Raw genomic sequence first — 15,713 nt, forward strand, 5'->3', positions numbered from 1 at the left:
AGAGATCGTTTCAAGCTATTAATTGTAAAAGACTTTGTGACAAAGTCTTGAGTGCTTTCCGCACTATCCGTGAAACGCGAACGCCCATCCGGGCGCTCCATCCGAACAGGGAAGGACCCCCGATGCTGGTCGACGTCGCATTGTTTCTGGCTGCCGCCGTGATGTTCGTGCCGCTGTTCAAGCGCCTCGGTCTGGGCGCCGTGCTCGGCTATCTGGCCGCCGGCGTCAGCATCGGGCCCTGGGGCTTGGGGCTGATATCGGACGTCGAATCGATCCTGCATTTCTCCGAGTTCGGCGTGGTGTTGCTGTTGTTCATCATTGGCCTGGAACTGCAGCCTTCGCGCTTGTGGCGTCTGCGCTCGGCGGTGTTCGGCACTGGCGGCATGCAAGTGGTGCTGACGTCGATCGCGCTGGCCGGCATCGGCATCGCAGCGGGCCTGCCGACGGCTGCTGCCGTCATCGCCGGCTTCGGGCTGGCGATGTCGTCGACCGCCTTCGTGCTGCAGATGCTGGCCGAGCGCGGCGAACTGACGACGCGGCACGGACGCGGCGCGTTCGCGATCCTGCTGTTCCAGGATTTGTCGGTGATTCCATTCCTGGCGCTGGTGCCGGTGCTGGGCGTACATCCGGGTCAGGCCGCTGCCAGCGGCGCATCGACCGCCATCAGTGTTGCGATGGCGCTCGGCGCCGTCGTGCTGACCGTACTTGGGGGGCGTTACGCGTTGCGGCCGCTGCTGCGCGCGCTGGCGCGGGTGCAAATGCCCGAGATTTTCACCGCTGCGGCGCTGCTGGTCGTGGTCGGAACCTCACTGGCGATGGAGGCGGTCGGGTTGTCGATGTCGCTGGGTGCGTTTCTGGCCGGCGTGCTGCTTGCCGACTCGGAGTATCGCCACGAACTGCAGGCCGACATCGAACCGTTCAAGGGCCTGCTGCTGGGCTTGTTCTTCATTGCCGTGGGCATGTCGGCCAACGTCGGACTGGCCACGCAGCAGCCGCTGCTGGTATTGGCGATCGTGTTCGGGCTGATCGCGGTCAAGGCCGTGGTGTTGTGGGGCGTCGGGCGCGTCAGCGGTATGCCGGGCGACTCGTCGCGGTCGTTGGCGCTGGCCTTGGCCCAGGGTGGCGAGTTTGCGTTCGTGCTGTTCGGCGTCGCCAGCGAATCGGGGCTGATCGACAAGCCGCTGCAGGACTTGTTGGTGTTGTCGGTGACCCTGTCGATGATGGTGTCGCCACTGCTGTACCTGCTGCACGCACGGCTGCGGCCCGAAACGGCACCGCCGCCGTTTGACGAGATCGACGTCGACGCCGCGCCGGTGGTGATCGCCGGCTTCGGGCCTTTCGGGCAGATCATCGGCCGTATCCTGCGTACGCGGCGCATCCGCTACGCGGTGCTCGACAAAAGCGCCGATAACGTCGCGTTCCTGCGCAAGTTCGGCATCCTGGTGTTCTACAGCGATGCGGCACGGGTCGAAGTGCTGCGCGCCGCGCACGCCGACGAGGCGCGGTTGCTGGTCGTGGCGATCGCCGATGCGACCGAATCGATGCGCGTCGTCGAGGTCGCACGGCGGCACTTTCCGGATTTGACGATCCTGGCCTGCGCCCGCACCCGTCAGCACGCGATGGAGCTGACCGACCTGGGCGTGCACAGCGTGATCCGGCGCAGCTACTTCTCGTCGCTGGAGGCGACCCGGCAGATATTGCAGTTGCTCGGCGACAGCGAGTCGCAAGCCGAGCGCACGATCGACGGCTTCCGCCGCAACGACGAAAAAACCCTGCTACGTCAGCTCGCCGGGCCGCGCGACGAACAGTCCATGCAACAGGCCGCGCGCGAGGCCGCGCGTGAACTCGAAGAGCTGTTCGACGCCGACAAGCAGAGTGATGACGGGGCGGCGGTGCGCGCGGCGACGTCGGCCCGATCCTGAGGTGCTGCCCGGCGTTCGCCCGCCGCAGCGCAAGCTGTACTAGGCTGTCGCGACGAGGGGGGAGCCGTGGGCAACATCACGCCGCAAATTCTGGTGTCGGTGGTCGCGCTGGGCATGGCGCTGGCGTTTCTGTCGGCCGACCGCCGCAGCAAGACCTCGCGCGCGCTGGCCGGTGCGCTGGGCACGACCAGCCTGGCGATTTTCCTGAACCAGAGCCTGATCCCCGATGCAGCGCATGCGCCGACCTGGTCCGGCTGGCTGGCGATTCCCGAGTCGCTGGCGATCGTGACGATGCTCGAATGGCTGCTGCGCGTGCGTCGCACGGTGCCGGCGCCGGCTGAATTCGATACCCGCTTCGGTGACCGGGTGCTGCGCTTCGGGCAGATCTGCGCCGGGTTCTATACGCTGTTCGCCTTGCTATGGCCGGACGTGCGTATCGAACAGTTCCTGCGCTCGGCCGGCGGCTCCGGCGCGTTCTTGCGCGGCGGCTTCTGGCTGTTTACAGTGCCGGTTTTGCTGTCGGTGCTCGCCGGGCTGACGTCGCTGGTGCTGCTGCTGAACCGGCGGCCAGACCGCGCCGAACGCGCTCGGCTGCTGGCGTTCGCCGGTTGCACGCCGTTCATGCTGTCGGGCTTCGTGCTGCCGACCAATCTGGGGACGATCGCGATCGTTATCGGCGAGATGATCTTGCTGATCGGCGCCGTTCACTATCACGTGCTGCAGGGCCGGCGCGGCTTGTTCATGGCGCGCTTCCTGTCGCCCGAAGTCGCCAAGCTGGTGTCCGAGCGCGGCTTGCGCCAGGCGATGCAGGACAACCAGCTGACGATCACGGCCGTGGCTTGCGATCTGCGCGGCTTCTCCAGCTTTGCTCGCGCCGTGCCGTCGCAGATGGTGATCCAGGTGCTGCGCGAGTATTACGACGCGGTCGGCGCGGTCGTGGCGCGCTACGGCGGCACGATCAAGGACTACGCTGGCGACGGCGTGCTGGTGCTGGTCGGTGCGCCGATCGCGATGCCCGATCACGCAGCGCGTGCCACCGAAATGGCGCGCCAGCTTCGCGCCACCTGCCAGCAACTGGTCGGCCAATGGCGCGACACCGGCCCGTCGCTGGGCATCGGCATTGGCGTTGCCAGCGGGCCGGTCACGGTCGGCGTCATCGGCGGCGTGTCGCGGATGGAATACACGGCCGTCGGCACCGCCGTGAACCTGGCGTGCCGCTTGTGCGAGCAAGCCCATGATGGCGAGATCCTGATCGACACCTCGACCCGCATCGCGGCGGGCAACCTGCCGATGTCCGAGCGCCCCGCCGTCGTGCTCAAGGGCTTCGGCGACCCGGTGGCGCATTTCGCGATTTAAGCGGGCGGCGTCGGCGGGTCGGCCTGCGCCGCGCCGACGGCCGGCGCCGGCTCGCTGATCGCCACGACCACGCCGGCGATCAACAGCGCCGTCCCGACCAGCACCGTTGCCGCGGGCCAGCGGCCGGCGTGCAGCGCGCCGTAGCCGATGCCGGCAATGGTTTCGAACACGATCATCTGGCCCAGCAGCGACGGCCGAAGCCGGGTGCTGGCCATGTTCCACAGCGTATTGGCCGCCCAGGACGTGATCAGACCGAGCACCACGCTGACGACGATGAACGCCGTCCAGTCCTGCGGGATCGGCGACGTTGACGTGCCGGTGCTGGCGACGAACAGCATCAGCGCAAACGGCAGTGCCGCCACGCCTTGCAGCGAGGCCCATTCCACGCCGCTGGTGCCGGGCCGGCCGCGCAGGCACTCACTGTTGGCAATGCCGTAGAACGTCCACAGCGCCAGCGACAGAAACGCGCACGCCAGGCCCAGCACTTCGTCGGACGTGACGCGCACGAGGTCGTCGGCGCCGGCCGGCTGGCGCTCGTGGGCAAGCCACAGCCCGCCCAGAATCAGCAGCAGGGCCAGCGCATAGCGTGCGCTCGGCGCCTGCCGCGAGCGCCAGCGTCCGGCCAGCGACACCGTCACCGGCAGCAAGCCGATGATCAGCGTCGGCATCACGTAGCCGGCTTTTTGAACCGAAACGCTCAGCAATGCGTAATACAGCAGGTTGCCGGTCAGCGTCAGCGCGGTGGCTTGGCGCCACAGCCCGGGGCGATGCGGCGGCCGCGAGCGGTGGTACAGCAGCGCCAGCGCGACGGCCGATGCCAAGCCATAGGCGATGTAGCGGCCGGCGGCCACGGCCAGCCCTGGCCACGGGCCGAGAATCAGCGGCCCGACGAAGGCGAAGCCCCAGCCGGCGCAGGCCAGCACCGCGTAAAGCAGGCCAGCGCGGCTCATCGTTGAGGCTTCGGCGGTGCGGTGGTTGCGGGCGGGGTCATCGGCGGTGTTGGGTCTTTCGAGCGGGTCTTACGGAACGTGACGGGATTGTTATAGTCGAGCCATGGATCTTCCGGTAATCAATCGTCTCAGCTCGGCCTTGCGCACGCGCAGCGTTGTGCGCGAGTTCGGCATCGAAGCGCTGGTCAAGGTGCTCGACGAGTACCTGCCCGAAGACCAGATTGCCGATGTCCGCCGCGCCTACGAGTTTGGTGCGAAGTATCACGCCGGGCAGAACCGCAGCTCGGGCGAGCCGTACATCTACCACCCGTTGGCGGTGGCGCGGATCCTCGCCGAAATGCGGATGGACGCCACGACGCTGATGGCGGCGATCCTGCACGACGTCGTCGAAGACACCGAAGTGTCGCCCGAGCGTGTCGCGATGGTGTTCGGCAAGGATGTGGCGAGCATCGTCGAAGGCGTCACCAAGATCGAAAAGGTCGAGGGCCTGTCGCGCGCCGAGCTGCAGGCCGAAAGCTTCCGCAAGCTGTTGCTGGCGATGACGCAGGACCTGCGCGTGATTCTGGTCAAGCTCGCCGACCGTCTGCACAACATGCGCACGCTCGGCGCACGCGACCCCGAAAAGCGGCGCCGCGTCGCCAAGGAAACGCTGCAGATCTACGCCCCGATCGCGCAGCGGCTCGGCATCAACACGATTCGCACGCAGCTCGAAGATCTGGCCTTCGCCAACATGTATCCCGAGCGCCATCGCGTGCTCGAACGCGCCATCGACGACCAGATCGGCGATTCACGTGATTTGATTCGCGGCGTCGAAAGCAAGCTTGCCAAGGCGCTGCGCGACGAAGGCATCGGCGCGACCGTGGTCGGTCGTGAAAAGAACATCTACAGCATCTACCAGAAGATGCGCCGCAAGAAGATGCGTCTGCTGCAGGTGATGGACCTGCTCGGCTTTCGCATCGTCGTGGCCAAGGTCGACGACTGCTATCGCGCGCTCGGCGTGGTGCACCACGTCTACAAGCCGGTGCCGGGCGGGTTTGACGACTACATCGCCAATTCCAAGGCCAACGGCTACCAGAGTCTGCACACGACCTGTATCGGCCCCGAAGGTCACAAGATCGAAGTGCAGATCCGCACGCGCGAGATGCACCACATCGCCGACTCGGGCATCGCCGCGCACTGGCAATACAAGCTCGGCAGCAAGGACGGTGCGTCGGCGCCGCAAGTGCGTGCCAACGAGTGGCTGCGCAGCCTGTTCGACGAACTGGGCACGGCCGGCTCGCTGGAATTCATCGAAGGCGTCAAGGTCGACCTGTTCCCGGACGAGGTCTACGTGTTCACGCCCAAGGGGCTGATCCGCCGGATGCCGCGTGGCGCCACGTCGGTCGACTTCGCGTATTCAGTTCATTCCGAGCTGGGCGACCGCTGCGTCGCCGCGCGCATCGACGGCAGCCTGGAGCCGCTGAACACGCCGCTCAAGAGTGGCCAGACGGTCGAGATCATCACCGCGCGCCACGCCCGTCCGAATGCGGCCTGGCTCAACTTCGTCAAGACCGCCAAGGCGCGCAGCCATATCCGCAACTTCCTGCGCAACCAGCGCGAAGACGAGGCCGTGCGCCTGGGCCGGCGCCTGATCGAAATCGCGATGCGCGACTTGGGCGTGCCGCTGGCCAAGCTTCGCGAAGATGCTGCCGAACCGGTGCTGAAGGCTTACGGGCTCAAGGACGTCGAAGAACTGTACGCGGCCATCGGTACCGGCGAGCGCCTCGCGCCGCTGGTCGCCCGGCATTTCTTGCCCGACCAGAACTCGCCGGACGCCGAAACCAGCAAGGCGGCGCCGCTGGCGATCGAAGGCACCGAAGGCCTGGTCGTCGACTACGCACGCTGCTGTCGTCCGATTCCGGGCGACGAAATTCGCGGCAACGTCAGCGTCGGCCGCGGCATCGTGATTCATCGCATCGACTGCAAGCACGCCAAGGCGCGTCCGCAGGACTGGGTGCCGCTGATCTGGTCCGACAAGGTCCAGGGCGACTACCTGAGCGAGCTGCGCGTCCACGCGCAGAACATGCGCGGCTTGCTGGCGCGGGTCACGGCCGAAATCACCAGCAGCGAATCGAGCATCGAAAACGTGCAGATGCCCGATCGTGCCGGCGGCGAAACCATCGAGATGCGCTTCGTGATCACCGTGCGTTCCCGCGTGCATCTGGCGCATGTGATGCGCCGCCTGCACCGCCTCGACGGCGTCGAGAAGGTGACGCGCAGCTGATCCTGTTGCCGTCACCGGCGCAACGGCACCGGTGACAGCGGCGCGGCCTCAGCGCGGTATCGCGCGGTAGGCGTTCTCGCGCAGCGGCGAGCGCAGCAGCGTCACCGGGCGAGTGTTCGCGCCGTCGGCGCTGCTGGGCCGCGTTGCACTGCCGCAGTTGCCGACGTCGCGATAGCGCAGCGCCGTTGCCAGTAAGTCTTCCTGCGGATTGCCGAGTGCGGCCGTGAAATCATCGGCGACGATGCATCCCGGCACAAAGCCGTTGGCATAGTCGCCAAAGCCCTTGTTGTTGACCCCGGCGAACTCGATGGCGAAGTACGACAGCCCGCAGTTGTCCTGCGCATAAAAGCCGTACGGCTTGCCGCAGGTCGTGTCGCCGATCAGAACGACGTCGACGTCGACGCCGCGCAAGCCGTTGATGATCGCCTCGCTGGCCGAGCAGGTGCCGTCGCCGATCAGCACGAACACGCGCGGCAGGTTGAGCGTCGGCAGCGGGGTGCCTTCGGCCACGCTGCGGTCGAAGCCCTGCGTGCTGCTATGGAACGGCGTGGCGACGTCGGACGCACGCGCCAGCGGATTCTTGTCGTTGAACGACAGCCGCTCGAAGGTCTTGCCGCGCGTGCGCGTATCGCCGGCGATCATGAACGACAGCTCGCTGGCGATATCCAGAAAGCCGCCGCCGTTGTAGCGCAGGTCGAGCACCAGGTCGCTGACGCCGGCGTCGCGCAGCTGCGTGATCGCGCGCAGCAACTGGCCTTCGGCCGTGGCGATGTGGTCGTTGAACAGCAGATAGCCGACGCGGCCGCTGGCGGTATCGAGCGTCAACACGTTCTGCACCGGCGTCGAGGTGACCACTTGCGCTGACAGCGTCACGTCGCGGGTGCTGTCGCTGCCCAGATCGCGGATCGTGAACGTGTGGCGCTCGCCCTCGGTCGACGGAAACAAGCCGCGATTGAGCGTGTCGACGCCGTCGTCGCTGCTGTCGTTGACCAGATCCACGCCGTCGATGGCCAGGATCGCGCCGCCGCGCGCAATCGACGCGGCTGCCGCTGGCGTGTTGGGGTCGGTGTAGGCGATCCGTGCTTCACGCGGCGGCCGCGTGGCGAGCAGTGCCACTTGCATGCCGTAGCCGACGCTGACGCCGCCTTGTGACAGCGCGCGCCACTCGTCGGTCGGGAACGTGAAGCTGAAGCCGTCCTTGGGCCGGTCGTCGACGATCTGCGGTGTTTTCAGCGCCTGGAAGTACGCGTCCAGCGCATCGGTCACGCTGCCGCCGTACTCGGCGGCGGTGTAGTTGCCGGCATCGACGAACGGAATCTCGCGGTACCAGAGATACACCTCGTCCATGTAGGTGCGTACCCAGTTGCGCTCATCGGCCAGCGTGCCGCTGCGGTCGGGGTAGGGCCGGTTGTTGTTGAACGGGTCGACTCCGGTGCGCGGCACCGCGCAGATCGCGGCGATCTTGTCCGACTGCGCGGTGCGTTGTTCCCACAGCGTCAGATTCGAGCCGGCAAACGATCCGGACGATCCCCCGCCGCCGCAAGCGGCCAGCAGCACCGACGACGCGAGCAGCAGCAGTGGGGTACGCAAGGGTGACGGCAATGAGCAGCGCATGGTGATCCGGGCATGAGGTGACGGGTCGTGTCGTCAAGATTAGTGCCCCGCGCCGGTCGTTGCGCGGTATCGAGCGACGGGTGGTGTGAAGCAGCCCGTACAATGAGGGATGCCCCGCCGTAACCGCACCCCCGAAGTGGTCTCTCGCCCCGGCGAGCCCGAACCGGCCGCCGACTGGCGGATGCTGCCGGCGCTGCTGCCGCATCTGCGCGACTACCCCGGCCGCATCGCGTTGGCGATGGCCTGCCTGGTGGTCGCCAAGCTGTCCGGCGTGACCTTGCCGCTGGTACTCAAGCACCTGGTTGACGACCTCGACGGCACGCGCGCCGCGCTCGTCGCCGTGCCGCTGGCCTTGTTGCTGGCTTATGGCGCGCTGCGCTTCGTCAACGTGCTGATGGGCGAGTTGCGCGACGTGGTGTTCGGCCGCGTTGCCGAACGCGCCGTGCGCCGCAGTGCGCTGCAAGTGTTCCGCCACCTGCACGCGCTGGATCTGGACTTCCACCTGAGCCGCCGCACCGGCGGCCTGTCGCGCGACATCGAGCGCGGCGTCGCCGGCATCAGCTTCCTGTTGCGCTTCATGCTGTTCAACATCCTGCCGACGATTCTCGAGCTGCTGATGGTCGCCGGTATCCTGCTGTGGGCCTATGGCCCGGCGTTCGCGATCATCACCGCACTATCGGTGGCGATCTACGTGGCGTTTTCGGTGGTCGTCACCGAGTGGCGCACGCGCTTCATCCGCGCCGCCAACCAGCTCGATTCACGCGCCAACACGCGGGCCGTGGACTCGCTGCTGAACTACGAGACGGTCAAGTACTTCGGCAACGAGGCGCACGAAGCGGCCGAGTACGACCGCTTTCTGGCCGAGTGGGAATCGGCACAGCAGCAAAACCGCATGTCACTGGGCGCGCTCAATGTCGGCCAGTCGCTGATCGTGGCCGGCAGCCTGACGCTGATGATGGTGCTGGCCGCGTCGCGCGTGGTGTCGGGCGCGATGAGCCTGGGCGACTTCGTCGCGATCAACGCCTACGTGATCCAACTGTTCATCCCGCTGAACTTCCTCGGCTTCGTCTACCGCGAAATCCGCCGCGCGCTGACCGACATGAACCGCATGTTCGGCCTGCTGAACATCCGTCCCAAGGTGCAGGACGCGGCCGACGCTAGCGAGCTGCAGGTTGGCTCACCGTCGGTGCGCTTCGACAACGTGCAGTTCGGTTATCACGACGACCGCCGCATCCTCAACGGCGTCAGCTTCGAGATACCGGCCGGCAAGACCGTCGCCGTCGTCGGTGCCAGCGGGGCCGGCAAGAGCACGTTGGCGCGGCTGCTGTTTCGCTTCTACGACCCCGATGCCGGTGGCATCCTGATCGACGGCAAGGACCTGCGCGGCTTCAGCCAGGCCAGCCTGCGTGCTGCCATCGCCGTGGTGCCGCAGGACACCGTGCTGTTCAACGACACGCTGTTCTACAACCTGCAATACGGCCGCCCGGGCGCCAGCCGCGACGAGGTCGAACAGGCCGCGCGACTGGCGCACCTGGAGTCATTCATCGCGCAACTGCCGCAGGGCTACGACACCCCGGTCGGCGAGCGCGGCTTGAAGCTGTCCGGCGGCGAAAAGCAGCGCGTGGCCATCGCCCGCGCGCTGCTGAAGAACCCGGCGATCCTGATCTTCGACGAGGCCACCTCGTCGCTCGACTCGGTGTCCGAACGCGCAATCCTGGCCGCGATCGAAGAAGTGGCGGCCCGCCGCACGACGTTGGTCATCGCCCACCGTCTGTCGACGATCACCCACGCTGACGAGATCGTCGTGCTCGACCAAGGCCGCGTTATCGAACGCGGCCGCCACGAACAACTGCTCGCTGCCGGCGGCGCCTACGCCGGCCTGTGGCGCTTGCAGCAGAGCGAGCGATCCGACCCGATCCACCCGCCGAGCTTGCAGCCGGCCTGACGGTCTGCCTCGGTTCTCGCTGAGCGAGGGCTGGCTGGGCGACGGAGCGCCTCGTCTGCCGCAATCGCATGTCGGCGGCACTGAACGAGCGCTGACCCACGCATCACGTTGATTGGTAATACAGATTCTACGATCAGATGCTCTTCTCCTGGCCGGCAAATTGACTTAACGTCGCCGGGCGTCGCAAGGACGCTACGAAGCCCACCATGAATCTGCGCGAATCGTTGAAATTACTGAGCCCGGACGCTCTGAAGGAATCCCTGCTGAGCCGGGTCGTGACCCCCGAAATCGATGCTTGGATGGCGCGAATGCCCAAGCCGGTCGGCAGCTTCGGCTACGACCCCTGGGGCTACAACGAATCGCAGGCCAAGGTCGGGCTCGGCATCGCCAAGCTGTTGTACGACCACTATTTCCGCGTGACCTCGACGGGCCTGGAGAACATCCCGGCCAAGGGGCGCGTGTTGTTGATCGCCAACCATTCGGGGCAGTTGCCGATGGACGGCATGATGATTTCGGTGGCCGTGGCCACCAATGATCACGGGCCGCGCGTGCCGCGCTCGATGATCGAGCGGTTTTTCCCGACCGTGCCCTGGGTCGGCAATCTGCTGGCGGCGTGGGGTTCGGTGATCGGCGATCCGCTGAATGCGGTCAAGATGCTCGACGCCGAAGAGCTGCTGATCGTGTTTCCCGAGGGTGTGCGCGGCTCGGGCAAGCCCTACGCCAAGCGCTACGAGCTGCAGCGCTTCGGCCACGGCTTCATGCACATGGCGATGACGCAGAACGTGCCGATCGTCCCGGTCGGCGTCGTCGGCTGCGAAGAAACCATGCCGTCGCTGCTCAACTTCTGGCCGTTGGCCAAGTTGCTGGGCATTCCGTACTTCCCGATCGGGCCGCTGATGCCGCTGCCGGCGCGGGTCTATCTGAACTTTGGCAAGCCGATGCGGTTCACTGGCTGCGTGACGCGCGAAGACGAGGTCGAGCAACGGGTCGAGGAGGTCAAGGACGCGATCCGCGGCTTGATCGACGTGGGCCTGAAGCAGCGCACCCAAATCTTTTAAGGAACCCCAGGACGATGGCTGCCCGCAAGAAACCCGCCGCGACCGCCAAGACGGTGCTGGTCACCGGCGCCGCCGGCTCGCTGGCCAAGCGCGTGATCGCACGCTTGCACCCGACCTACAACGTGATCGCGGTCGACTTCCGCCACAAGGTCGATCTGGACGGCGGCATCCCGTCGTACCGCGTCGAAACGCATAAGCGCGACTTCGAGGATGTGTTTCGTAGCCACAAAATTGACGCGATCATCCACATCGGCCGCATCTTTGCTCACGAGTCCGATCGGCACCGGCGCTACAACGCCAACGTGCTGGGCATGAAGAAGCTGCTGGAGCTGGCCAAGCGCTACGGCGTGGGCCAGATCATCGTGCACAGCACGTTCCTGGTGTACGGCGCCACCGCGTACAACCCGGCGCTGCTCGACGAAGACCAGCCGCTGAAAGCCTCCGAAGTCACGCAGGAGCTGGTCGACTCGGTCGAGCTTGAATCGCTGGCGAACATCTTCCTGTGGAAGCACCCGGAGCTGAACATCACGATCCTGCGGCCCTGCACGGTGCTGGGGCCGGGCGTGCGCAACACGATGTCGATCCTGCTGGCGCGGCCCATGGTGCCGGTGCTGGTCGGCTTCTCGCCGATGATGCAGTTCCTGCACGTCGACGACATGGCCGATGCGATCAAGGTCGCGTTCGAGCAGAACAAGCCCGGCATCTACAACGTGGCGCCGGATGACTGGATTGCGTATCAGGACGCAGTCGAGCAGAGCGGCTGCCGCCGCTTGCCGATCCTGTCCGTGCCGCCGGCGATCCCGCGCATGGTCAGCAACCTGCTCAACTGGAATGCGTTCTTCCCGGCGTACATGATCGACTTCTTCAAGTACCCGGTTGTCATCGACGGCAAGCTGTTCCGCGAAGCATTCGACTGGCGGCCGAAGCGCAACCTGAACGACATCTTCAGCTATTACCGGCGGCAGAAGTTGCCGGCCGGTTGAGAGTGTCTGCGCGCCAGCCCATAGACGCTGGCAATCGCGGCCGCATAAAACTTTCACTTCGATAATCGACTGCAGCTGTTTATGCTGGCCGTCACGCGACCTGAAAGGAGAACCAGATGAGCAAGAAGGACCGCCCGGCCAGCAAGGCCCCGAAGGTGGACATCGGCATTCCCAAGGACAACCGCCAGGCGATCGCCGACGGCCTGTCGCGACTGCTCGCCGACGAGTACACGCTGTACCTGAAGACGCACAACTACCATTGGAACGTCACCGGTCCGATGTTCAACACGCTGCACCTGATGTTCGAAACCCAGTACACCGAAGCGGCGCTGGCCGTCGATCTGGTGGCCGAGCGCATCCGCGCACTGGGCTTCCCGGCGCCGGGCTCCTACAGCCAGTACGCCGAGTTGGCGGCGGTGAAGGAAGACCGCAGCGTGCCCGACGCGATGTCGATGGTGCGCAATCTGGTTGCCGACCACGAGACGGTGACGCGTACCGCGCGCAGCTTGTTCCCGCTGGCCGACGAAGTCAGCGACGAGCCGACCGCCGACTTGCTGACGCAGCGCATGCAGCTGCACGAAAAGACCGCGTGGATGCTGCGCAGCCTGCTGGAATAAGCCGAACGCGCCTCGGGCCCGGTGCGATGCGTACCGGGCCGCTTGGCCACCCGCTGGAGTTTGCGTGATGAAACCGCTACCGACCTTGTTGCTGACGCTGTCGATGCTGGCGCTCGCGCCGCTGGCAACGGCGACGGAACCACCCGCCGCTGCCACCACGTCTGCCTCTGCGGCGTCGACGCCGGCTGCGGATGCAGCGGCTGAACCGAGTCGACCGTGCCTGAAAACCGGATCGCGCCTGCGCTCCCGCAATGGCTGTGTCAACGCAGCCGGTCAGGTCGTCACGCGCGAGGAGATTCAGGCCACCGGTGCCACGACGGTCGAAGACGTGATGCGCCTGACCGTACCGTCTGCCACGACCCGCTGAAGCTTTTTTGCAGCTTCGTCGTTTGTGACTACGTGAGCGGCCTCGCCGCAACGTAAAATGCTCGGGTGAATGACCGTTCCCCGCTGCTGGCCGTCCGTCGACTCAAAGTCCATTACCCGCTGCGCAGCTGGCTGCCGTGGCGTCGCGGAGGCGTAGCCAAGGCCGTCGACAGCGTCGACTTCAACCTGCACGCCGGCGAGACGATCGGCATCGTCGGCGAGTCGGGCAGCGGCAAGTCGAGCATCGCGCGCACATTGGCGGGGCTGCAAAAGGCCACGTCCGGCGCGATCGAATACACCACGCGTGACGGCCATACGGTCGACCTCGCCAAGCTCGACCCCAAGCTGTGGCGCCGGCTGCGCCGCGATATCCAGCTGGTGTTTCAGGACCCGCAGTCCAGCCTCAATCCGCGCCACCGCGTCGGCCGCATCGTCGAAGAGCCGCTGCGCGCGTTGTTTCCGGAGCTTGGCAAGAACGAGCGCACCGCGCGGATGCTGGCGATGCTCGACCGCGTTGGTCTGTCGCCCGAGCACGCCGACCGCTTTCCGCATGAGCTGTCCGGTGGGCAGGCGCAGCGAGTCGGCATTGCCCGCGCGCTGATCGTCAAGCCGCGCGTGCTGATCTGCGATGAGCCGGTGTCGGCGCTCGACGTGTCGGTGCAAGCGCAGATCATCAACCTGCTGACCGAGCTGCAAGCCGAGTACGGTCTGGCGATGATCTTCATCGCGCACGACATGGCCGTCGTCCGGCATGTGTCGCAGCGGATTCTGGTGATGTACTTCGGCCGCATCATGGAACAAGCCACGCGCGACGTGCTGTTCCAGCAAGCCGTGCATCCCTATACGCGGGCGCTGTTGGCCGCGATGCCGCCTGATGATCTGTCGCTACCGGCCGAGTACGCGCGCCCGGCGCTGGACGGCGAAGTACCCGATCCGCTGAGCCCGCCGCCGGGCTGCGTGTTCGTTACGCGCTGCCCGATGGCGGATCAAACCTGCAACCGCTCGATGCCGACGCTGCGCCGCGTCGCCCACGGCGGCTACGCGGCGTGTCACTTCGTCGGCATGGCCGCGCCGGTCTGAGCGGCACGGCACCACACGGCGCGACGCGCGTTCAGCGCGAGCAGTTGGGGCGAATACCGCTGGCCCTGGCCTGCTGATAGATCGGCGCATCCATCGGCAGCCGGTTGCTCAGGTCGCGAATGCGCGTCTGGTTGGACGGATGCGTCGACATCATCTGCGGCGGCGCTTGCCCGCCCGACGCGGCGGCCATGTTCTGCCACAGCGTGATCGCCGCGCTCGGATCAAAACCCGCGCGCGCCATCAGGTCCATGCCCAGCAGGTCGGCTTCGCTTTCGTGGCTGCGCGAGTACGGCAGCAGAAACAGCGTCTGCGTCGCCATGCTCAGCGAATTGGCGTCGATGCCGGTGTAGGCCGATGCCACCGCGGTGCCGAGTTGTCCGACCGCGTTGGAGGACACGCGCTCGGCGGAATGGCCGGCCAGCACGTGCGTCACTTCATGGCCGATCACCGCGGCCAGCTGATCTTGCGTCGTGGCGACTTTCAGCAGCCCGGTGTAGACGCCGATCTTGCCGCCCGGCAGTGCAAACGCGTTGACGTCCTTGCTGTCGAAGGTCACCACTTCCCAAGCCGGCGGCACGACCACGTCCCACTGCATCTGCGGAATCACGCGGGTGATCGCACCGGCGACGCACTGCACGTAAGCCGCTTCTCGGGTGTCCTTGGTCGCCGGGGTCTTCTGCTTGAGTTCGGTGAACGAGGTGATACCCATCTTGCTGATTTCGGAGTCGGACACCAGCTTGAGCTGGCGTCGGCCCAGTGGCGAGGTCGCGCAGGCGGCGACCAAGGTGATCAGTAGCAACAAGCTCAGTAGACGTGCGGACATGCAGCCTCCGGGGCAACGGTAAGGATCAGGGTTCGAGGCGTTCGACACGCCAGGACGCGGTTTCGTTTCGGACGTAGCGCAGGCGGTCATGCATGCGGCCGCTGCGGCCCTGCCAGAACTCCACGGCGCGCGGTCGCAGCCGGAACCCGCCCCAGTGCTCCGGCAGCGGGATGTCCTGGCCGGCAAAGGCCTCGTCGTGGGCGAGCATCCGGGCGTCGAGCTCTTCGCGCGTGGCGACGATGGCCGACTGCTGCGAGCTGTAGGCGCCAAGCTGGGATTCACGCGGGCGGCTGCGGAAGTAAGCCAGCGACTCCTCGCGGCTCATGCGCTCGACCGGGCCTTCGAGCCGCACCTGGCGTTCGAGCTTGTCCCACCAGAACACCAGTGCGGCTTCGGGATTGGCGCTCAACTCACGGCCCTTGCGGCCTGCGTAGTTGGTATAGAAGCAGATGCCGCCGTCGCTGAAGCCCTTGCACAGCACCACGCGCGCCGACGGGCGGCCGTCATCGCCGACGGTGGCCAGCGTCATCGCGCCCGGCTCGATCATGCCGGCGTTTTGCGCGTCGGCCAGCCAGGCTTGCAGCTGATCGAGCGGCTCGGGCAGCAGGTCCGATTCATTCAGCGGCGGGTTGCGGGTGTATTGCTGGGCGGTATTCGGCATGGGGACTTGCGGCGGCTCGTAGCGGGCGGCGACGGTGTCGGCCACCGGGGCGCAGAGTGTACTGAAACCGGCCTG

The 15,713-nt window shown here is 66.3% G+C and carries 13 protein-coding genes; 9 read left to right on the top strand and 4 right to left on the bottom strand.

Annotated elements, in window-relative coordinates:
• Positions 1–122: 122 nt before the first annotated feature.
• Together BUB09_RS06770 and BUB09_RS06775 are read left to right on the top strand one after the other, a co-directional pair.
• Positions 123–1,922 (top strand): monovalent cation:proton antiporter-2 (CPA2) family protein, encoded by a 1,800-nt coding sequence (locus BUB09_RS06770; RefSeq protein ID WP_072895941.1) that lies wholly within the window; start codon positions 123–125, stop codon positions 1,920–1,922.
• Positions 1,923–1,988: 66 nt separating this feature from the next.
• The gene (locus tag BUB09_RS06775) at positions 1,989–3,278 is read left to right on the top strand and encodes an adenylate/guanylate cyclase domain-containing protein (RefSeq protein WP_139250155.1); all 1,290 of its coding nucleotides are present in this window, start codon (positions 1,989–1,991) and stop codon (positions 3,276–3,278) included.
• Here the strand turns inward: BUB09_RS06775 and BUB09_RS06780 are convergent.
• Positions 3,275–4,228 (bottom strand): DMT family transporter, encoded by a 954-nt coding sequence (locus BUB09_RS06780; RefSeq protein WP_072895943.1) that lies wholly within the window; start codon positions 4,226–4,228, stop codon positions 3,275–3,277. The genes BUB09_RS06775 and BUB09_RS06780 overlap by 4 nt on opposite strands.
• A gap of 103 nt (positions 4,229–4,331) precedes the next feature.
• Between BUB09_RS06780 and BUB09_RS06785 the strand changes: the two genes are divergently transcribed.
• On the top strand, positions 4,332–6,491 hold the full coding sequence (locus BUB09_RS06785) for a RelA/SpoT family protein (protein ID WP_072895946.1): 2,160 nt from the start codon (positions 4,332–4,334) through the stop codon (positions 6,489–6,491).
• A gap of 48 nt (positions 6,492–6,539) precedes the next feature.
• Here the strand turns inward: BUB09_RS06785 and BUB09_RS06790 are convergent, their stop codons facing one another.
• Positions 6,540–8,105, bottom strand: coding sequence for a S41 family peptidase (locus tag BUB09_RS06790; protein ID WP_084083224.1), 1,566 nt, complete (start codon positions 8,103–8,105; stop codon positions 6,540–6,542).
• A 181-nt stretch (positions 8,106–8,286) separates the two neighbouring features.
• Between BUB09_RS06790 and BUB09_RS06795 the strand changes: the two genes are divergently transcribed.
• The 6 genes from BUB09_RS06795 to BUB09_RS06820 all read left to right on the top strand — a co-directional run bounded on the left by BUB09_RS06795 (position 8,287) and on the right by BUB09_RS06820 (position 14,154).
• Positions 8,287–10,050 carry an ABCB family ABC transporter ATP-binding protein/permease gene (locus BUB09_RS06795; RefSeq protein WP_366486227.1) on the top strand — a complete coding sequence of 588 codons (1,764 nt, stop codon included), beginning with the start codon at positions 8,287–8,289 and terminating at the stop codon, positions 10,048–10,050.
• A gap of 206 nt (positions 10,051–10,256) precedes the next feature.
• Complete coding sequence (locus BUB09_RS06800) at positions 10,257–11,108, top strand: lysophospholipid acyltransferase family protein (RefSeq protein WP_072895956.1); 852 nt, start codon at positions 10,257–10,259, stop codon at positions 11,106–11,108.
• 14 nt (positions 11,109–11,122) lie between these two features.
• A complete protein-coding gene (locus tag BUB09_RS06805) occupies positions 11,123–12,091 on the top strand; it encodes an SDR family oxidoreductase (RefSeq protein WP_072895958.1) in 969 nt (322 codons plus the stop codon).
• A gap of 116 nt (positions 12,092–12,207) precedes the next feature.
• Positions 12,208–12,708, top strand: coding sequence for a Dps family protein (locus BUB09_RS06810; RefSeq protein ID WP_072895961.1), 501 nt, complete (start codon positions 12,208–12,210; stop codon positions 12,706–12,708).
• Positions 12,709–12,775: 67 nt separating this feature from the next.
• Entirely contained in the window at positions 12,776–13,075 is a 300-nt protein-coding gene (locus BUB09_RS06815) for a hypothetical protein (RefSeq protein ID WP_072895964.1), read from the top strand.
• 65 nt (positions 13,076–13,140) lie between these two features.
• Positions 13,141–14,154 carry an ABC transporter ATP-binding protein gene (locus tag BUB09_RS06820; RefSeq protein ID WP_072895968.1) on the top strand — a complete coding sequence of 338 codons (1,014 nt, stop codon included), beginning with the start codon at positions 13,141–13,143 and terminating at the stop codon, positions 14,152–14,154.
• A gap of 31 nt (positions 14,155–14,185) precedes the next feature.
• Here the strand turns inward: BUB09_RS06820 and BUB09_RS06825 are convergent, their stop codons facing one another.
• Complete coding sequence (locus BUB09_RS06825; RefSeq protein ID WP_072895971.1) at positions 14,186–14,977, bottom strand: M48 family metallopeptidase; 792 nt, start codon at positions 14,975–14,977, stop codon at positions 14,186–14,188.
• Between the two features lie 25 nt (positions 14,978–15,002).
• Positions 15,003–15,683: a pyridoxamine 5'-phosphate oxidase gene (gene pdxH, locus BUB09_RS06830; RefSeq protein ID WP_245793177.1), complete on the bottom strand. Its 681-nt coding sequence runs from the start codon at positions 15,681–15,683 to the stop codon at positions 15,003–15,005.
• Between the last annotated feature and the right edge of the window lie 30 nt (positions 15,684–15,713).

The sequence above is a fragment of the Hydrocarboniphaga daqingensis genome (assembly GCF_900129825.1).
Classification (GTDB): domain Bacteria; phylum Pseudomonadota; class Gammaproteobacteria; order Nevskiales; family Nevskiaceae; genus Hydrocarboniphaga; species Hydrocarboniphaga daqingensis.